The following is a 17852-nucleotide window of genomic DNA, read 5'->3' as shown; positions in this document are numbered from 1 at the left end:
CATCGCCCAGGGAAAGTTGGCCCGATCGAGGCCCCGAACAGGCGGTCGGCGTGCCGGTTCGGCACCCACCCGCGACCGCCGCCCGGGCCGGGTCGGCTGGGAGCCGGTTCGGACGCCCCGGCTCCCGCCGACACACGTCAGCCCGCCACGCCCGTGCCGGTCTCCAACAGCGACTTCAGGTCGCTGAGGACGAAGGACCAGCCGCCGCCGGTGCCGGGCAGCGCACCGCCGACCAGGGCGGCCGTCTGCGGGGCGTCGGCGACGTCGTGGGTGACCGTGAGGGTGGTGAGCCCCCGCTCGTCCTGGCCGATCTCGTACGTCAACCGGCTGGGCGGCTCGGCGGCCATGCCGGGATCGCCGATCATCCGCCAGGTCAGCGCCAGCCGGGTGTTCGGCTCGGCCTCGATCACCTCGCCCTCGACCACCACCATGCTGACGCCCGGGCCGACCATCGCCTCGCTGGCGTACTGGCGGAACACCCCGCCCTGGCGGGTGTCGATGTCGATGCGCCCGCCGTAGCCGTAGCGCTGGGTCCAGTCGGACCGGGTCGGCGCCGTCCAGATCTGCTCCGGGGTCGCCTTCAGGTAGACGCGGTACGTCTGTACCTCGGTCTGTTGCAGGGTGCTCATCGTCGCTGCTCCTCGCGGATCGGTTGGCCGGAACCCGGCTGGCGCCGGCGTCCTGGTCAGCCTCCGCCGCACCGGCCACGGTGGACATCCGTGCCGACCACGGATCCGGCACGGATCGGGCCACGGATCGCGCCGTGCGGCCCGGCCGGTGAGAGCGTGACGTGGGTCAGCGGTGCGGCGTGACCATGCCCAGAGCCGTCAGCTCCGTCCGCGCCTCGGCCTCGCGGCCGGGCAGCAGCGCCAACGTGCAGGCGTACTCGGCGCGGGCGCCGAGGCGCTGCCACCGGGTGAGCGTGGCGGCGATCGCGTCGACGTCACCGGTCAACCGGCCCCTGGCCCGGGCCAGGCAGGCGGCGGCCCAGGCGTTGTCGGCCGTCAACCGCTCAGCCGCCGCGAGCCACGCGGCCGCGTCCGGTAGACCGGCTGCGACCGCGAGTTCCGCACCGACGGCGCGGGCGTACGTGTCGTAGCGGAAGCGGGGGAAGTCGGCGAAGCTCTGCTCGACCATCCGGGCCGCCTCGGTGAAGTCCGACAGGTGCAGGGCGACCCGGCCCGCCGCGAACACCGCGGACGCCAGCGCGGAGACGTCCACGCCCGTGCCGGAGGTGCACCGGCTCAGCCGCTGTCGCCAGCACCGCAGGCCCGTCCGGTCACCGCGCAGTCCACTGCCGAGCAGGGCGAACGCGGTGGCGCAGGCCACGTCTCCGCTGCCCGGCCGGCCACTGCGTTGCCAGCCGTCCCACACCGTCTCCGCCCGTGCCAGCGCCTCGTCCAGCTCACCGTTGAGGACCAGGGCCGGTACCACGCTGCCGATGGACCGGTAGGAACGGTCGCCGAGCAGGTCGTCCCGGTCCATCCGGCGAGCCACCGACAGCGCGCCGGGCAGATCCCCGGCCCGCAGCGCGACCGTGGCCGCGACGTGGAAGATGTCGCCGATCTCCGGTGCCGTCCTCGGTTCGGAGCGGTCCAGCGAGTCCAGCAGCGCCAACCGTTGCTCGCCGATCCGGCGTGCCTGTGCCGCCCGGCCGGCCTGGGTCGCGGCCGTGCCCAACACGTCCAGGCCCGCGCTCGCCAGCACCGGATCGCCACTGCGGCGGGCGAGCCGTTCGGCGTCCTCGGCCAGGGCCGGGTCCGGGTCGTACGGGCGCGCGCCGGCGTGCCACGCCGCGGCGATGGCGACCGCCGCCGCGACGACGGGGTCGGCGGCGTCCCCCGCGGCGCGGGCCCGCTCCAGCAGCCCGGTGAGCCGCTCGCGGGAGAGGTCGGTGGCGATCCGCCCGTCGAAGCGGTACACCAGCTCGACCACCCGGGCAAGGGCGAGCGCCTCGGCGTTGCCGTCGCCCGCCACAGCGGCCTGGCCGGCGGCCGCGAGCAGCAGGTTCAGCACCCGTGTCCCGGGTTCGGTGCCGATCAACGCGCAGTCCGCCGCGCTGCGCAGGTCCCGGGCCGCCTCCGCCGGGTCTCCCGCCAGCACGGCCGCCCGCCGGTAGTAGTCGAGCGCCTCGGCCAGGAAGCGGCGGGCGTACGTCAGGCGGCCGAGGGCCCGCGCCAACCGGTGCGACGCCGGGTGGCGGCGGGGAGCGTGACCGAGCAGCGCGGCGCGCAGGTCGTCGGCGACCAGGTCGTAGTCGTCGCGCCAGGGGCCGTCCAACCGCCCGGCGAGGTCGGTCGCCACCGAGGTGGCCCACTCCAGGTAGCGGTCTCCGACGTCCCCACGCGCCGGGTCGGCGTCGAGCCGCTCCCGTGCGAAGGCGCGGACGGTGCCGAGCAGCGGCCAGCGACACGCGTCCCGCTCCCGGGTCACCAGGCTCTTGTCGACGAGCCGGCCGAGCAGGTCGGCGCTCTCCGCCAGGTCGCCCGACCCGGACACCCGAGCCGCCGCAGCCAGGTCGAAGGCCCCGGCGAACACCGAGAGGCGCCGGAACAGCGCCTGCTCGGCAGGCTGCAGCAGGTCGTAGCTCCAGCTCAGGACCGCCCGCAGCGATCGGTGCCGGGCGTCGGCCCGACGCGCCCCCGCCAACGTCCGGAGCGGGTCGGCGAGCGCGGTGAGAAGGCCGGCCGCGCCCAGCGACACGCTGCGCGCGGCGGCGAGTTCGATGGCCAGCGGCACGTTGTCGAGCCGGCGGCACAGTTCGCCGACGAGCGCCGGGTCGTCCGGCACGTCCGCTCCCGCGGCCCGGGCCCGGTCGTCGAAGAGGGTGAGCCCTTCCGAGTCGGACAGCGGTCCGATCCGTACCACCCGCTCTTCGGCTGCTCCCAGCTGTTCCCGGCTGGTGGCCAGCACGGTCACGCCGGGACACGCGGACAGGATCTCCGCCACGAACGCCGCCGCCGCGTCCAGCAGGTGCTCGCAGTTGTCGATCACGAGCAGGAGCCGCCGAGCACCGAGGTCCGCCTTCACCGCGCCGAGCAGCGGCTGGCTCGGGGCCGGGGTGACCCCGAGCGCGGCGGCCACCGCGGGAACGACGTATCCACTCCGGACGGGCACCAGGTCGACGAAGGCGCCACCGTCGCGGAACCGTGGCGCGAGCTCGGCCGCCAGCGCGGTGGCGAGCCTGGTCTTACCCACCCCGCCGGGCCCGACGAGGGTCACCAGCCGAGCTTCGGTGACCACGGCCGCCAACTGCTCGCGCTCCGGTCCTCGGCCGACGAAGCTGCTCGCGGTCGGCGGCAGTCCGGTGACGCGGGGCGGGGAGGCCGGCGGCGCCCCGCGGGCCGAGGTCGCGAGGGCGGACAGCGCCCGCCGGTCGGGCACGTCGTGCTTACGCAGAAGCGACGAGACGTGGCTCTCCACGGTGCGGACGGAGATGAAGAGCCGCGCGGCGATCTCCGCGTTGGTGCGATGCTCACCCAGCAGGGCGAGCACCTCCGCCTCCCGGGCGGAGACCTGCGCCTCCCTCGGTCCGCTCATCGGCTCGCGGGGTGCCACATTGGACCGGTGGGGCGCACTGCTCGGTTTCCCACGTTCGCAGCGTACGGCGTCGGGCCGACCGGTCGTGCTCTCCGCCCGGGCGGCCGGTCGATCCCGACAGCGGTCCCGGTGCCTAGAGCTGCCCGACGGACGTGATCCGGACGACCGCCTCGCCGGCCTCGTCCGACGCGGCGAGGTCGACCTCGGCGCTGATGCCCCAGTCGTGGTCGCCCTCGGGGTCGTCGAGGATCTGCCGCACCGTCCAGGTCGAGCGGCCCTGCTCGATCATGAGCAGCGCCGGGCCGCGCGCGTCCGGGCCGGTGCCGATCGAGTCGTACGTCTCGAAGTACGGCTCCAGCGCGTCCGCCCAGGCGTCGGCGTCCCACCCGTCGCCGGCGTCGAGTTCCCCGAGGAGATCCCACCGGCGCAGGGCGGCTAGCTCGACCCGCCGGAACAGCGCGTTGCGCACCAGCACCCGGAACGCGCGGGTGTTCCGCGTCACCGCGGCGGGCCGGTCGTCGAGCGAGGCGGCGACCTCCTCGACGTCGGACGGGTTGCGCAGCCGCTCCCACTCGTCGATGAGGCTGGAGTCCACCTGCCGCACGAGTTCGCCGAGCCACTCGATGAGGTCGATGAGTTCCTCGGTCTTGGCGTCCTCGGGGACGGTCTGCCGCAGCGTCTTGTACGCGTCGGCGAGGTAGCGCAGCACCAGCCCCTCGGAGCGGGACAGCCCGTAGAACTGCACGTACTCGGGGAAGGTCATGGCCCGCTCGTACATGTCCCGGACGACGGACTTGGGGGAGAGCTGGTGGTCGGCCACCCACGGGTGCCCCTGCCGGTACATCTCGTACGCCGACTCGAGCAGCTCGGCGAGCGGCTTGGGCCAGGTCACCTCGTCGAGCAGTTCGAGGCGTGCCTCGTACTCGATGCCCTCGGCCTTCATGGCGGCGACCGCCTCGCCGCGCGCCTTGAACTGCTGCGCCGAGAGCACCTGCCGCGGGTCGTCGAGGATCGACTCGATGACCGAGAGCACGTCGAGGGCGTACGACGGGGACTCCCGGTCGAGCAGTTCGATGGCGGCCAGCGCGAGCGGGGAGAGCGGCTGGTTGAGCGCGAAGTCGAGCTGGAGGTCGACGGTGAGCCGTACCCGCCGCCCGGTCTCGTCCGGCTCGGGCAGCTCCTCGACGACGCCGCCGGCCTTCAGCGCCCGGTAGATCGCGATGGCCCGGCGGATGTGCCGGCGCTGGGCGGCCCGGTCCTCGTGGTTGTCGGTGAGCAGGTGCCGCATGGCGGCGAACGCGTCACCGGGCCGGCCGATGACGTTGAGCAGCATCGAGTGGCTGACCTGGAAGCTGGAGGTGAGCGGTTCCGGCTCGGCCTCGACGAGCCGTTCGAAGGTGGGCTTCCCCCAGCCGATCGACCCCTCGGGCGGCTTCTTCCTGACCACCTTGCGCCGCTTCTTCGGGTCGTCACCGGCCTTGGCGAGGGCCTTCTCGTTCTCGATGACGTGCTCCGGCGCCTGCACCACCACCCGGCCGATGGTGTCGAAGCCGGCCCGGCCGGCGCGGCCGGCGATCTGGTGGAACTCGCGGGCCTTGAGCAGCCGGGTACGGGTGCCGTCGAACTTCGACAGGCCGGTGAACAGCACGGTGCGGATCGGCACGTTGATGCCGACGCCCAGCGTGTCGGTGCCGCAGATGACCTTGAGCAGCCCGGCCTGGGCGAGGGTCTCCACGAGGCGGCGGTACTTGGGCAGCATGCCGGCGTGGTGCACGCCGATGCCGTGCCGGACCAGCCGGGACAGCGTCCTGCCGAAGCCGGAGGTGAAGCGGAAGTTCCCGATCGCCTGCGCGATCATGTCCTTCTCGGCCCGGGTGCAGACGTTGACGCTCATCAGGGCCTGGGCGCGCTCCAGGGCGGCGGCCTGGGTGAAGTGCACGACGTAGACCGGGGCCTGCTTCGTCTCCAGCAGCTCCTCCAGGGTCTCGTGCAGCGGCGTCATGGCGTACGAGAAGAGGAGCGGGACGGGCCGTTCGGCCGAGCGGACGACGGCGGTCGGCCGCCCGGTGCGCCGCGTGAGGTCGTCGACGAAGCGGGTGGTGTCGCCGAGCGTCGCGGACATGAGGATGAACTGTGCCTGCGGCAGCTCGATGAGCGGCACCTGCCAGGCCCAGCCGCGGTCCGGCTCGGCGTAGAAGTGGAACTCGTCCATGACGACCTGGCCGACGTCGGCGCGGGCGCCCTCCCGCAGGGCCAGGTTGGCGAGGATCTCGGCGGTGCAGCAGATGACCGGCGCGTCGGCGTTGACGCTGGCGTCGCCGGTGAGCATGCCGACGTTCTCGGCGCCGAAGATCTCGCACAGGGCGAAGAACTTCTCCGACACGAGGGCCTTGATCGGGGCCGTGTAGAAGGTGGTGCGGTCGTCGGCGAGGGCCGCGAAGTGCGCCGCGGCGGCGACCAGGCTCTTCCCCGAGCCGGTCGGCGTGTTCATGATGACGTTGGCGCCGGAGACGATCTCGATGACCGCCTCCTCCTGGTGGGGGTAGAGGTCGAGGCCGCGTTCCTTGGCCCAGCCGGCGAACGTGTCGAAGAGGGTGTCGGGGTCGGCGGTGGCGGGTAGCGCGGCGGTGAGCGTCATAGCCCGTCAATGGTGCCTGGATCATGGCCGCCCGCGCCAACCGGGTGGTGGCGGGTGTCGGCAGGGGCCCTCAGGCGGTGGAGGGCGGCCCCGCCGGAGACGCGGGCCCCGCCGGCTGACCGGCGGGTGTGCGGCGGTAGATCAGGTCGGCCACCGGGCGGCCGGCGAGCAGCGCCCGCCGCTCGAACTTCGTGACGGGGCGGTGGGCCGGGCGTGGGGCGAAGCCGTCGTGGGTGTTCACGAGCTCGGGGTCGGCGTCGAGCGTCTCCCGCATCGCCTCGGCGTACTCGGCCCAGTCGGTGGCGCAGTGGATCGTCCCGCCCGGCGCCAACCGGCTGCGCAGCAGCGCCACGTGCGCCGGCTGGATGAGCCGCCGCTTGTGGTGCCGGGCCTTGGGCCACGGGTCCGGGAAGAAGACGTGCACGGCGTCGAGCGACCCGGCCGGCAGCCGGCGCACCAGCTCCAGGGCGTCGCCGCGGGCCACCCGGACGTTGCGCAGGCCGTGCCGCTCCACGAGGTCGAGGAGGTTGGCGATTCCGGGCGTGTGCACCTCTACCGCCAGATAATCTCGATCGGGATCGGCGCCGGCCATCGCCGCGGTGGTCTCGCCCATACCCGAACCGATCTCCAGCACCACCGGGGCCGCGCGCCCGAACAGCTCGGCCGGGTCGATCGGGGCGCCGGGTCCGTCCGGCACCGGAAGGCCGTACGCCGTGAAGAGCCGGTCCAGCGCGTCCGCCTGCCGACCCGTCATCCGGCCCCGGCGGGGATGGAAGGTACGGATCGTCCGCAGCGGCGGGCGCGGCACGGCGGCGGTGGGGTCGTGGTCGGTGGAGGTCACAGCGACCCGAGCGTACGCGACCGTCCCGCCGGATCGGATGTGATGTACGACCAGGGATGAGAGGATCCATCTCGTACGGCAGACCGGGCTTCTCCGCTGCCCGGCACGGGTGAACGGCGTCGGGAGGGGGCATCGGCATGACCCGCGGTGAGTTCGCCCTGTCGGCCGTGATCGCCGGCCTCGTGATGGCCGTCGCCGCCAACCAGGAGGCGCCCCGGGAGGGTGCGGCCCCCGCGTACGTCGACGCGTCGCCCGCCGCGCTGGCGCAGGCCGCGCCGACGCCGGGCCCCCCGGAGCACACCGCGCCCGCGCCGCGCTGGCCGGAGGACGGCGGCGCGGACGCCGAGGTGGAGGCCGACCCGGTCGCCGCGCCCCAGCCCAGCCCGATCGTGGACGTGTTCGTGGAGGTCAGCCCCAGCACCGTCCAGCCGGGATTCCTCGTCGGCATCAAGGCCAGCTGCCACGACAACTCGGTGCCCGCGATCGTCGCGTCCGACGCGTTCGGCCGGGTGCAGGTGCAGCCGCAGCGGGGGCTGCTCACCGCCGCGCCGATGGTGCGGGAGCGCGTCCGTCCGGGCAACTACCGGGTCAAGCTCGAGTGCCGGGACGGCGCGACCGCGTCGACGATGCTGCAGGTGGTGAAGGGGACGCCGCCGCCCAGCCGTGGCCCGGCCACCGGGTTCGGCGGCACGGCCGGTGGCCTTCCCGGTGGCCTGCTGCTCCCCGGCGGCGTGGCGCTGACCATCGTCGGCGCGATCCTCGCCGTGGCGGCGTTGCGCCGCCCCCGTACCGTCCGCGTCCGCCGCTGAGGTCCGCCATGGTCACCCAGCGCCCCGCCCGACCGCCCGTCGAGGGTCGGCCGCCCGTCGGCCGCCTGCCCGCCCGCCGGCCGTCCTCCGCCGGCCGGCCACGCGGGCGCAGCCCGTGGACGGTGCCGTTGGCGATCGTGTTCGTGCTGGCCGGGGTCTTCGCCACGGGAGCGGGCCTGGGTCGCACGGTCCCGCTGGAGTGGGCGTCGAGCAGCGGGGACCGGTCGTCGCGGGAGGAGGGCGACGCCCTGCGGGCCAGCCGGCCGGTACGCCTCGTGGTGCCGGCGATCGAGGTGTCGGCGCCGGTGGCGCCGGTCGGGCAGGCCCGCGACGGCTCGATCGCCGTACCTCCGCTGGAGCGGCACAACGAGACCGGCTGGTACGACCGGGGGCCGACGCCGGGCGAGCCGGGCCCCGCGGTGATCGTCGGGCACGTCGACACCCGGGAGGGCCCGTCAGTTTTCTACGACCTGGGCAAGCTGAAGGCGGGCGACACCGTCGAGGTGACCCGGGCCGACCGGTCGGTGCTGACGTTCCGGATCGACTCGGTGGAGCGGTTCCCGAAGGACCGGCTGCCGGCCGACCGGGTGTACGGCCGCGACGGGCCACCTCAGCTGGTGCTCATCACCTGCGGCGGGGACTTCGTCGGCGGCCGCACGGGCTACGCCGACAACGTCATCGCGTTCGCCTCCCTGGCGGACACCCGGGCCACCTGACCGGCCCGCGGGCCGCGCGGAACCCGGAAGCCGGTGTCACGGGACCTGCTGGACCACCTCGAACTCGAGCAGGGTGGCGCCGGTCGCGACCGGGCGCTGCTGCTGCTGCCCGCCGTGCGCCGCCCGGGACGGGCCGGCGGCCCAGGCCTGGTACGCCTCCTCCGACTCCCACTTCGTGTAGACGAAGTAGCGGGTCTCCCCGCCGACCGGTCGGAGCAGCTCGAACCCGAGGAAGCCGGGGGAGTTCTCCACGGCGCCGGCCCGCGCCGCGAAGCGCTTCTCCAGCTCCTCGCCCGCGCCGGGAGGGACGTCGATAGCGTTGATCTTCACGACTGCCATGCCCCCACCCTAACCAGGTCAGAACGTCTCGACGGCCGGCACCAGGTCGGCGTCGACGACGATCGGCGCGTGGTCGGAGGGCCCCTTGCCCTTGCGGGCCTCCCGGTCGACGTACGCGGAGCGGACCGCCCGGGCGAACGGCGCCGAGGCGTACACGAGGTCGATGCGCATGCCCTTGTTCTGGTGGAACATCCCGGCCCGGTAGTCCCAGTACGTGAACGGGTGGGGCCCCTTCATGGGCGTCGGCACGATGTCGGAGAGCCCCAGGTCGCGCAGCGCGGCCAGGGCGGCGCGTTCGGCCGGCGTGACGTGCGTGGAGTGGGTGAACACCGCCGGATCCCAGACGTCGGCGTCGGTCGGGGCCACGTTGAAGTCGCCGCAGACCGCCAGCGGCAACCCGCCGGTGAGCTCCTGGTCCAGCGCGTCGCGCAGCGCGGCGAGCCAGGCCAGCTTGTACGTGTAGTGCGGGTCGTCGGGCGTGCGGCCGTTCGGCACGTACACCGACCAGACCCGCAGTCCGTCGCAGGTGGCGGAGATGGCGCGTGCCTCCGGCTGCGGGAAGCCCGGCTCGCCGGGGAAGCCGACCGTCACGTCCGCCAGGCCGACGCGCGACAGCAGCGCCACCCCGTTCCACCGGCCGTCGCTGTGGCTGGCCACGGTGTAGCCCAGCTCGCCGACCTCCGCCACGGGGAAGGCCCCGTCCGGGCACTTCGTCTCCTGGAGGCAGACCACGTCCGGCTTCGTGCCGGCGAGCCAGTCGAGCAGCCGGGGGAGGCGGGCCTTCACCGAGTTCACGTTCCAGGTCGCCAGGCGCATGCCTCCAGCCTGCCGCATCCGCGGCCGGTGCGCCGCGTCAGCTGCCCGGGGTGTCGTTCGGGCGGCTCTGCTCGGCCAGGAACCGCTCCAGCTCGGCGGCGAGTTCCTCGGCGGTCGGCAGCGACCCCGACTCGGGGGCGAGCAGGTTCTTTCCGCCCCGGCCCCGGGCGAACGCGTCGTACTGCTCCTCGAGTGCCTGCACGAGCGCCGCGGCGTCCTCGCTCTGGGCGACCTGGCGGTCGATCTCGACGCGGACCACCTCGGCGGCCGAGCGCAGCCCGTCGCTGGGCAGCAGCAGGCCGGTGCTGCGGGACACCGAGGCGAGCAGCACCTCCGCGGCGGCCGGGTACTCGGTCTGGGCCACGTAGTGCGGCACGTGGGCGGCGAAGCCGACGGCGTCGCGGCCCATCTCGCCGAGGCGGTACTCGAGGAGGTGGCCGACGCTCCCCGGCACCTGCACCCGCTGCAACCACGGCTCGTGCCCGGCGATCAGCTCGCGGCGCGTCGCGTGGGCGGTCACCCCGGTGGGCCGGGTGTGCGGCACGGCCATCGGGATCGAGTTGAGCCCGACGGTGAGCCGGACGTCCAGCCGCGCGGAGAGTCCCGCCACCGCGGCCACGAAGCGCTCCCACTGCAGGTCCGGCTCGGGTCCGGTGAGCAGCAGGAACGGGGTGTCGTCGTCGTCGCGCAGCAGGTGCAGCTCGAGCTTCGGGGTGTCGTACGACTCCCAGTGGTCCTCGACGAAGGTCATCACCGGCCGCCGGGAGCGGTAGTCGAAGAGCTGGTCGAGGTCGAAGGTCGCGATCGGGCGGGACTCCAGCGAGCTGAACAGCTGCTCGCGGGCCAGCCGGCTGGCGCTCCCGGCGTCGACGAAGCCCGTGAGGGCCTGGATCAGGACCGGCTGTCCGAGGTCGGGCAGATCGTCGGTGAGCTCGTAGAGCTCGTGTGGGTCGAGCACCGGTGCGGACCTCCCTGGGATGTGCCTGCGAAGCGCCGCCGCGTGGCGCGGCGCCCGGTTCCGGCAACGTACCCGCCATCCTGGTGCATTCCTTCGCCGGGCGGTTCGTTCTCAATGAGTGATCTGGATGGGGCGAATTGCCGCATTCCGCCGGGCGGCGAGGGGCTGCCCCCCGATCGGTGGACGCTGCCTGGGCCGGACGACCGAGTTTAGTGATCGTGGACCGCCGCCCGGCGAGGTGTCCCGTTCCGGGTGACGCGCGACCGGCCCGCGCCCGGTGACCGTTGCGTCCCGGTCGCGAGGTCCGTCCGAGCGCGGCGCCGGACCTCCCGCCCTGTCCCCCCGACGGCCCGGATTCTGTGGTCAGGGCCACGAGATCACCCACGGTAATCATGGGATCCGCATGCCTAGCCTCGGCTGATGCGTGACGACCGCACCCTCGACGACTCGAACGCTCCCCTCGACCCCGATGTCCGTACGGATGACACATCCTCACCCGAACGGATGAGGTCGGGCCTCGCGGCCGCCCGTGCCTACCGCCGGCGCCTCGCCGCCGCGCCCGCCCGGGCGCGGACCGTGCTCGCCACCGCCCCCGCCCGGGCCCGGACCGTGCTCGCCACCGCCCCGGGCCGGGCCGGGGTCGCGCTCGCCGCCGGCGTGGTGTGCTGCCTCGGCCTCGCCGCGTACGCGCAGACCGGCGACGACACGGCCGCCGTGGCGGCACGGTCCGACCTGGCGCAGCGCGCCCAGCAGGAGACCGCCTCCCGTGGGCAGGACCGGACGCCCGCCGCGACGTCGGCCCCGTCCCGCCCCGCGAAGGCCGCGCCCGCCTCGACCGACCCGGACACCGATCGGGACGCGCCGGAGGAGCCGGCGCCGGTGGCGGGGCTGACCGAGGCGCAGATGGAGAACGCCGAGGCCATCGTGCGGACCGGCCGGGAGATGGGCGTCCCCCGCCGGGCCCTGGTGATCGCGGTGGCCACCGCCATGCAGGAGAGCAACCTCTACAACTACGCCAGTGGCGTGCTGCCGGAGTCCCAGAAGTACCCGCACCAGGCCATCGGGTGGGACCACGACTCCGTCGGGCTCTTCCAGCAGCGGCCGAGCAGCGGCTGGGGGCCCGTCGACCGGCTGATGGACCCGGAGTTCGCCACCCGGCGGTTCCTCAGCGCCCTGGAGCAGGTGCCGGGCTGGCAGCAGATGCGGCTCACCGACGCGGCGCAGGCGGTGCAGGTGTCGGCGTACCCCGAGCACTACGCGAAGCACGAGTGGCGGGCGACCCGGGTCGTCGACGCCATCGTGCCCCCGGAGCGGTAGTCTTCGGACCACAGTGGACGGAAGCGGTCGGGGCGTCCCGGGCGCATCGGTTGTCGGTTCCGGGTACACATGAGTGAGGGCTCACCGGACACAGGAGGACCGAGATGTCTCTGCTCCAGCGGATCAGCACCTTCCTGCGCTCACCCCGAGGTCAGCAGCTCGTCGCGCGCGGCCGCCGCGAACTGGCCAAGCCCGAGACCCAGCGGAGGCTGCGCGGGCTGGCGGCGAAGTTGTCGAACCGTCGCTGACCCCACCGCGCGTCGTACCCGCCCGCTCACCCCTCGGGAGTACCTGTGACCGATCCCGTGCCCGCCGACGGCCAGCCGCCCGCTCCCACGCCGCAGCCCGCGGCGGCCGGGACCGCCGCCCAGGAGGCCCCCGAGGCGCCACCGGTCACCCTTTGGGACCGGATGCGGGCCGACCCGCAGTACGCGCCGGAGCACCTCGCCCTGGAGGCGGTGCGCCGGCTCGGCCCGGAGGCGGCCCAGTGGGCGCGGCGCGCCCGGGCGGAGCAGCCGGACGCGTCCGCCGAGGACCTGGCCGAGCAGGCCGCCCGCAGGTTCGTCAACCGGGCGCGGCTGTCGGGCGCCGTCTCCGGCGCGGCGGGCCTGCCCGGCGCGGTGATCGACGTGGGCGTGCTCGCCTGGACCCAGGCCCGGATGGTGCTGCACATCGCCGCCGCGTACGGCGTCGACCCGCTGCACAGCGACCGCGCCACCGACCTGCTGGTCCTCCAACGGGTGCACAAGGTGGCCGAGAGCGCCCGGCTGGCCCTCGGGGTGGCCGCCGGGCGGGAACGCGCGGGCGCGCTGTTCGGCATGGGCGGGCAGGGCCACCTGGGGCGGGCGATGCTGCGCCTGGGCGTCCGGCTGGCCCAGATGGCCGGTGTGCGGGCGGCCAAGCGGGTCTTCGCGAAGGTCGTACCCGGGGCGGCGATCATCCTCGGCACCTGGGCCAACTCCTCGGCCACCACGGACCTCGCCGAGCGTTCCCGGGCGCTCTACCGGGGGCGGGCCGTCCCCGACCCGCGCCGCTAGCCCTCGCGCCCGGCCGGCGGGTCGCGCCGGGCCGCCGGTCGCGCCGGTCGCCCGGTTGCGCCGGACCGCCGGTCGCGCCGACGGCCGGAACGTCAGTCGGCGAGGCCCGAGGCCCGCCAGGCCACCTCGGCGAGCCGGTCCTGACCGGCCGCGTTCGGGTGGAACCAGTCCAGCCGGTTGACCAGGTCGAGGGTGAAGCGCACCCGGTGCACGGCCCCGCCGTCGTACCGGCAGCGCGACCCGTACGCCCGGCACGCCGCCCGCAACTGCGCGTTGTAGGCGTCGATGCGCTCGCGCACGGCGAGCCGGCGGGCCCGGTCGGCGGGCGCCATCGAGGTCGGGTCGGCCAGCAGTGCCGGGCAGACACCCCGCCGCCAGGCGCGGACCGCCCGCGAATCGGTGTGCCCGACCTCCCAGAGGCGGTACAGGTCGGGGATGCTCACCACCAGCACCCGCGCCCGGGGGCGGCCGGTGCGCAGGACCCGCAGCCCCCGGTCCACGTCCGCCCGGAACTGCGCCACCGGCGTCATCTCCTCGACCCGGCCCCGGCAGGCGTCGTTCGCGCCGACCAGCACGGTCACGTGGTCGACGCGGTCGCGTACCGCCGCGCGGGCCTGGCCCTGCAGCGCCGCCGCCCGGGCACCCGGCCGCGCGTGGTTGTATGCCTTCCCGCGGATGCCCGGGTCGCGGTCGAGCAGCCGCCGGTAGAGGCTGCGCACCCGCAGCCCGTCCCCGGTCGACCAGGAGTTGCGCTCGCACGAGGTGAGCACCAGGCAGGAGCCGAACCCCGTGCTGACCGAGTCGCCGAGGGCGGCGATGCCTCCGGAGCCGGCGGGTGGCGTGGTGCGCGGCGGGCGGGACGGACCGTCGCCGGCGCCCTCGCAGGCCAGCGCCACGAGCGCCGCGAGGCAGGCGACCGCGGTGACCCAGCGTCGAGGCATGCCCTTCCCCGTCCGGCGACTCCTGGCGGCAGCGCGGTCACTGTACGCGCTGACGAGGTAGCGGTGGGTGGCTGCTGTCGGCTATGCGGCACATCGGTGTCCAGGGTGGCCGCCGATGTGCTAGCCACCGCGGTCGGCCGTCCGGGTGACGCCGCGCCGAGGCTCGACACCCCGCGTACCCGGATGGAATTGTGGGGTGTGCCGCGGACGCCGGCCGGGGGCGAGGGAGGGTGACGGTGAGGATCGGCCTGCACTACTGGACCTTCACAATCCCGTCCGAACCGGAGATGATCGCCCCGACCCTCGCGCGCACCGCGCGGATCGCCGAGGACGCCGGGTTCGCCTCGTTCACCGTCATGGACCACTACTTCCAGATGGAGGCGACGGCGCCCGCCGACGAGCCGATGCTGGAGGCGTACACGACGCTCGGCTTCGTGGCCGCCCACACGGAGCGGATGACGCTCGGCGTGCTGGTCACCGGCGTGATGTACCGGTACCCGGGCCTGCTCGCGAAGATCGTCACGACCCTGGACGTGCTGTCCGGCGGCCGTGCCCGCCTGGGCATCGGCGCCTCGTGGTACGAGCGGGAGCAGCGGGGTCTCGGGGTGCCCGTGGTGCCGGTGGGTGAGCGGTTCGAGCGGCTGGAGGAGACCATCCAGATCTGCCTGCAGATGTGGAGCGGGAACAACGGCCCCTACGAGGGGCGGCACTACCGGTTGGCCGAGACCCTCTGCGTGCCCGCTCCGCTCCGGCGGCCCCACCCGCCCGTCATGATCGGCGGCGGCGGGGAGAAGAAGACCCTCCTGCTGGTCGCCCGGTACGCCGACTCGTGCAACCTCTTCGACACCGGCGCCGACGAGGTCCGCCACAAGCTCGACGTGCTCCGCGCGCACTGCGCGGCCGAGGGACGCGACTACGACAGCATCGAGAAGACCCTGGTCATGCGGGTGCCGCCCCTGGACGAGCCGGAGGCGTTCCTCACCGCGGTCCGGGAGTACGCCGCGCTCGGCGTTACCGAGATCCAGGTGACCCCGGACCGGCACCCCGCCGAGTTCGCCGAGCAGGTCGGCGAGCGGATCGTGCCGCGGCTCGCCGAGATCGGCTGAGCCGGCCCCACGGGTCGACCACACCGGTTAGGCCCGGCCGTCGCGGGGTAGGTCGGGGGAATGACGAGATCGCAGCCCCGGCGTGCCCGCGGCACGGTCGGGCACGCCTACAGCGCGCTGAACCTCCGGCTCGCGCTCGCCGGCTTCGGCCTTGTGATCATGGCGATCTTCGCGGTGCTGGCGTTCCTGGCGGACCTGGCGTGGCTGGGCGCGGTCTGCGCGTTCTTCGCGGTGGTCGCCGTCGTCGACCTGGTCATCATCCAGCGCCGCCGCGCCGCCCGCCGTCGCGAGGAGCCGGGCGCACGGCACTCGCTGTTCGAGTGACAGGAGGACGAGATGCCCATCGCCACGACCAACCCCGCCACCGGACAGGTGCTCAAGACGTACGACCCCATGTCCGCCGAACAGATCGACGCCGCCATCGAGCGGGCCGACCTGGCGTACCGGCAGCTGGGCCGCACCACGCTCGACCAGCGGGCCGGCTGGATGAACGCGGCGGCGGACCTGCTGGACGCCGAGCGGGACGAGATCGCCCGGATCATGACGACCGAGATGGGCAAGACGTACGCCTCGGCGAAGGCCGAGGTGACCAAGTGCGCCACGGCGGCGCGCTTCTACGCCGCCCACGCGGCCGAGTTCCTCGCCGACGAGCCGGCCGACGCCGCCGCGGTGAGCGCGGCCCGCGCGTTCGTCCGCTACCAGCCGATCGGCCCGGTGCTCGCCGTGATGCCGTGGAACTTCCCGCTGTGGCAGGTGATGCGGTTCGCCGCGCCGGCGTTGATGGCCGGCAACACCGGGCTGCTCAAGCACGCCTCGAACGTGCCGCAGACGGCGCTGCTGCTGGAGGACCTGTTCCGTCGCGCCGGCTTCCCGGAGGGGGCGTTCACCACGCTGCTCGTGGGGTCGGAGGCCGTCGACCAGATCCTCAGCGATCCGCGTGTCCGCGCCGCCACGCTGACCGGCAGCGAGGGCGCCGGCCGCTCGATCGCGCAGATCGCCGGCCGGGAGCTGAAGAAGACCGTGCTGGAACTGGGCGGCAGCGACCCGTTCGTGGTGATGCCGTCGGCCGACCTCGACAAGGCCGCCGAGGTGGCCACGACGGCGCGCTGCCAGAACAACGGCCAGTCCTGTATCGCGGCGAAGCGGTTCATCGTGCACGCCGACGTCTTCGACGCCTTCGCCGAGAAGTTCGCGGCCAACATGGCGGCGCTGCGGGTCGGCGACCCGATGGACGAGCAGACCGACGTGGGGCCCCTCGCGAGCGAGCGCGGTCGCGACGAGGTGCACGCCCAGGTCCGGGACGCGGTCGAGAAGGGCGCCACGGTGCTGGTCGGCGGCGAGCCGCCCGCCGGTGACGGCTGGTGGTACCCGCCGACCGTGGTCACCGGCCTCACCCCGGAGATGCGGATGTGGCACGAGGAGGTGTTCGGTCCGGTCGCCGGCCTGTTCCGGGTGTCGTCGTACGACGAGGCGATCGAGGTGGCCAACGGCACCACCTTCGGGCTCGGGTCGAACGCCTGGACCCGGGACGAGGACGAGCAGGCGCGCTTCGCGACCGACCTGGACGCCGGCAACGTGTTCATCAACGGGATGACCACCTCGTTCCCCGAACTGCCCTTCGGCGGGGTGAAGAACTCCGGGTACGGCCGGGAGCTGTCCGCGCTGGGCATGCGGGAGTTCTGCAACACCAAGACGGTCTGGGTGGGCGAGGGCGCCGGCTCCGTCGGACCGGCGGGCGCGCACGCCGAGTAGTCCCGCGCGACGCGCCCAGCTTTAGCCGGACACCGTCCTGGGTAGGGAACGCACCCATGACGGTGTTCGGCTTCCACGCGTCCCACGAGCAGATCCACCCCCGCGCCCTGTTGGACGCGGTGGTCCACGCCGAGCGGGTCGGCTTCGACGCCGCCATGTGTTCGGACCACTTCTCGCCGTGGAGCGCCCGGCAGGGCCACTCGGGGTTCGCGTGGTCCTGGCTCGGGGCCGCGCTCCAGGCCACCGGGCTGCCGTTCGGCGTGGTGAACGCCCCCGGCCAGCGGTACCACCCGGCGGTCGTGGCCCAGGCGATCGGCACGCTCGCGGCGATGTACCCGGGCCGGTTCTGGGCGGCCCTGGGCACGGGGGAGGCCAGCAACGAGCACGTCACCGGCGACGGCTGGCCCCGCAAGTCGGTCCGCGCCGCCCGGCTGCGCGAGTGCGTCGACGTGATCCGGGCGCTGCTGGCGGGGGAGGAGGTCAGCCACGACGGCCTGGTCCGGGTGGACCGGGCACGGCTGTGGACCCGGCCCGAGCGGCCCCCGGCGCTGCTCGGCGCGGCCGTGAGCGTGCCCACGGCCCGCTGGTGCGCGGGGTGGGCGGACGGGCTCATCACGGTGAACGCGCCGGTGGAGCACCTGCGCCGGATGATCGACGCCTACCGCGACGCCGGTGGCCGCGGGCCGCTGCACCTTCAGGTGCACCTCAGCTGGGCGCCGGACCAGGCCGAGGCGGAGGCCGTCGCGTACGACCAGTGGCGCAGCAACGTCTTCGCGCCGCCGGTCTGCTGGGACCTGGAGACCGCCGAGCACTTCGACGTGGTGTCGGCCGACGTGCCCATGGAGCGGGTGGCCCGTGTGGTCAACGTCTCGGCGGACCTGGGCCGGCACGTCGGCTGGCTGGAGGAGTACGTGGCGCTGGGCTTCGACCAGATCGCGCTGCACCACGTCGGGCAGGAGCAGCGGGCGTTCCTCGACGCGTTCGGCGCCGAGGTGCTGCCGAAGCTGGGCGCCCGGTGACGGTGTGACCGACGACCGACCGG

The 17852-nt window shown here is 74.2% G+C and carries 17 protein-coding genes; 9 read left to right on the top strand and 8 right to left on the bottom strand.

Annotated elements, in window-relative coordinates; all coding sequences use genetic code 11:
• Positions 1-137: 137 nt before the first annotated feature.
• The 4 genes from OG994_RS14265 to trmB all read right to left on the bottom strand — a co-directional run bounded on the left by OG994_RS14265 (position 138) and on the right by trmB (position 7019).
• On the bottom strand, positions 138-629 hold the full coding sequence (locus OG994_RS14265) for an SRPBCC domain-containing protein (RefSeq protein ID WP_328853516.1): 492 nt from the start codon (positions 627-629) through the stop codon (positions 138-140).
• A 166-nt stretch (positions 630-795) separates the two neighbouring features.
• The gene (locus OG994_RS14260; RefSeq protein WP_328853515.1) at positions 796-3540 is read right to left on the bottom strand and encodes an ATP-binding protein; all 2745 of its coding nucleotides are present in this window, start codon (positions 3538-3540) and stop codon (positions 796-798) included.
• A 133-nt stretch (positions 3541-3673) separates the two neighbouring features.
• Positions 3674-6178 (bottom strand): DEAD/DEAH box helicase, encoded by a 2505-nt coding sequence (locus OG994_RS14255; protein ID WP_120328813.1) that lies wholly within the window; start codon positions 6176-6178, stop codon positions 3674-3676.
• Between the two features lie 70 nt (positions 6179-6248).
• Positions 6249-7019: a tRNA (guanosine(46)-N7)-methyltransferase TrmB gene (gene trmB, locus OG994_RS14250; protein WP_407942586.1), complete on the bottom strand. Its 771-nt coding sequence runs from the start codon at positions 7017-7019 to the stop codon at positions 6249-6251.
• 137 nt (positions 7020-7156) lie between these two features.
• Between trmB and OG994_RS14245 the strand changes: the two genes are divergently transcribed.
• Complete coding sequence (locus OG994_RS14245) at positions 7157-7828, top strand: hypothetical protein (RefSeq protein ID WP_120328812.1); 672 nt, start codon at positions 7157-7159, stop codon at positions 7826-7828.
• Positions 7829-7836: 8 nt separating this feature from the next.
• Positions 7837-8544 carry a class F sortase gene (locus tag OG994_RS14240; RefSeq protein ID WP_120328811.1) on the top strand — a complete coding sequence of 236 codons (708 nt, stop codon included), beginning with the start codon at positions 7837-7839 and terminating at the stop codon, positions 8542-8544.
• A 36-nt stretch (positions 8545-8580) separates the two neighbouring features.
• On the opposite strand, the gene OG994_RS14235 is transcribed toward OG994_RS14240, so the two are convergent.
• From OG994_RS14235 to OG994_RS14225, 3 genes are read right to left on the bottom strand one after another with little or no spacing between them, the layout of a single operon-like run.
• Positions 8581-8883, bottom strand: a complete 303-nt coding sequence (locus tag OG994_RS14235) for an antibiotic biosynthesis monooxygenase family protein (RefSeq protein ID WP_120328810.1) — start codon at positions 8881-8883, stop codon at positions 8581-8583.
• A gap of 18 nt (positions 8884-8901) precedes the next feature.
• Positions 8902-9699 (bottom strand): exodeoxyribonuclease III, encoded by a 798-nt coding sequence (locus OG994_RS14230; RefSeq protein ID WP_120328809.1) that lies wholly within the window; start codon positions 9697-9699, stop codon positions 8902-8904.
• 37 nt (positions 9700-9736) lie between these two features.
• Positions 9737-10657 carry a proteasome assembly chaperone family protein gene (locus OG994_RS14225; protein ID WP_120328808.1) on the bottom strand — a complete coding sequence of 307 codons (921 nt, stop codon included), beginning with the start codon at positions 10655-10657 and terminating at the stop codon, positions 9737-9739.
• Positions 10658-11077: 420 nt separating this feature from the next.
• Between OG994_RS14225 and OG994_RS14220 the strand changes: the two genes are divergently transcribed.
• The 3 genes from OG994_RS14220 to OG994_RS14210 all read left to right on the top strand — a co-directional run bounded on the left by OG994_RS14220 (position 11078) and on the right by OG994_RS14210 (position 13011).
• The gene (locus OG994_RS14220; protein WP_328853514.1) at positions 11078-11974 is read left to right on the top strand and encodes a peptidase M23; all 897 of its coding nucleotides are present in this window, start codon (positions 11078-11080) and stop codon (positions 11972-11974) included.
• A gap of 104 nt (positions 11975-12078) precedes the next feature.
• On the top strand, positions 12079-12222 hold the full coding sequence (locus OG994_RS14215) for a hypothetical protein (RefSeq protein WP_192902142.1): 144 nt from the start codon (positions 12079-12081) through the stop codon (positions 12220-12222).
• Positions 12223-12267: 45 nt separating this feature from the next.
• Positions 12268-13011, top strand: a complete 744-nt coding sequence (locus OG994_RS14210) for an EcsC family protein (RefSeq protein ID WP_328853513.1) — start codon at positions 12268-12270, stop codon at positions 13009-13011.
• 92 nt (positions 13012-13103) lie between these two features.
• Here OG994_RS14210 and OG994_RS14205 read toward each other — a convergent pair whose 3' ends face one another.
• On the bottom strand, positions 13104-13952 hold the full coding sequence (locus OG994_RS14205) for an SGNH/GDSL hydrolase family protein (RefSeq protein WP_328853512.1): 849 nt from the start codon (positions 13950-13952) through the stop codon (positions 13104-13106).
• Positions 13953-14188: 236 nt separating this feature from the next.
• On the opposite strand from OG994_RS14205, the gene OG994_RS14200 reads away from it, so the two are divergent.
• The 4 genes from OG994_RS14200 to OG994_RS14185 are packed head-to-tail and all read left to right on the top strand — an operon-like array spanning position 14189 to position 17829.
• Entirely contained in the window at positions 14189-15058 is an 870-nt protein-coding gene (locus OG994_RS14200) for an LLM class F420-dependent oxidoreductase (RefSeq protein WP_120328900.1), read from the top strand.
• A 60-nt stretch (positions 15059-15118) separates the two neighbouring features.
• Entirely contained in the window at positions 15119-15382 is a 264-nt protein-coding gene (locus OG994_RS14195; RefSeq protein WP_120328804.1) for a DUF6343 family protein, read from the top strand.
• A gap of 12 nt (positions 15383-15394) precedes the next feature.
• Positions 15395-16810 (top strand): NADP-dependent succinic semialdehyde dehydrogenase, encoded by a 1416-nt coding sequence (locus tag OG994_RS14190; protein WP_120328803.1) that lies wholly within the window; start codon positions 15395-15397, stop codon positions 16808-16810.
• A 56-nt stretch (positions 16811-16866) separates the two neighbouring features.
• Positions 16867-17829: a TIGR03885 family FMN-dependent LLM class oxidoreductase gene (locus tag OG994_RS14185; protein WP_120328802.1), complete on the top strand. Its 963-nt coding sequence runs from the start codon at positions 16867-16869 to the stop codon at positions 17827-17829.
• Positions 17830-17852: the final 23 nt, after the last annotated feature.

Source organism: Micromonospora globbae (genome assembly GCF_036184225.1).
Taxonomy (GTDB): Bacteria; Actinomycetota; Actinomycetes; order Mycobacteriales; family Micromonosporaceae; genus Micromonospora; species Micromonospora globbae.
This window is presented reverse-complemented; position numbering and strand designations above follow the sequence as displayed.

What these genes read in the sequence shown, in the direction of transcription:
- OG994_RS14265 (WP_328853516.1), bottom strand. Translation starts at nt 629, where the DNA reads ATGAGCACCCTGCAACAGACCGAGGTACAGACGTACCGCGTCTACCTG.
- OG994_RS14260 (WP_328853515.1), bottom strand. Translation starts at nt 3,540, where the DNA reads ATGAGCGGACCGAGGGAGGCGCAGGTCTCCGCCCGGGAGGCGGAGGTG.
- OG994_RS14255 (WP_120328813.1), bottom strand. Translation starts at nt 6,178, where the DNA reads ATGACGCTCACCGCCGCGCTACCCGCCACCGCCGACCCCGACACCCTC.
- OG994_RS14245 (WP_120328812.1), top strand. Translation starts at nt 7,157, where the DNA reads ATGACCCGCGGTGAGTTCGCCCTGTCGGCCGTGATCGCCGGCCTCGTG.
- OG994_RS14240 (WP_120328811.1), top strand. Translation starts at nt 7,837, where the DNA reads ATGGTCACCCAGCGCCCCGCCCGACCGCCCGTCGAGGGTCGGCCGCCC.
- OG994_RS14235 (WP_120328810.1), bottom strand. Translation starts at nt 8,883, where the DNA reads ATGGCAGTCGTGAAGATCAACGCTATCGACGTCCCTCCCGGCGCGGGC.
- OG994_RS14230 (WP_120328809.1), bottom strand. Translation starts at nt 9,699, where the DNA reads ATGCGCCTGGCGACCTGGAACGTGAACTCGGTGAAGGCCCGCCTCCCC.
- OG994_RS14220 (WP_328853514.1), top strand. Translation starts at nt 11,078, where the DNA reads ATGCGTGACGACCGCACCCTCGACGACTCGAACGCTCCCCTCGACCCC.
- OG994_RS14215 (WP_192902142.1), top strand. Translation starts at nt 12,079, where the DNA reads ATGTCTCTGCTCCAGCGGATCAGCACCTTCCTGCGCTCACCCCGAGGT.
- OG994_RS14205 (WP_328853512.1), bottom strand. Translation starts at nt 13,952, where the DNA reads ATGCCTCGACGCTGGGTCACCGCGGTCGCCTGCCTCGCGGCGCTCGTG.
- OG994_RS14195 (WP_120328804.1), top strand. Translation starts at nt 15,119, where the DNA reads ATGACGAGATCGCAGCCCCGGCGTGCCCGCGGCACGGTCGGGCACGCC.
- OG994_RS14190 (WP_120328803.1), top strand. Translation starts at nt 15,395, where the DNA reads ATGCCCATCGCCACGACCAACCCCGCCACCGGACAGGTGCTCAAGACG.
- OG994_RS14185 (WP_120328802.1), top strand. Translation starts at nt 16,867, where the DNA reads ATGACGGTGTTCGGCTTCCACGCGTCCCACGAGCAGATCCACCCCCGC.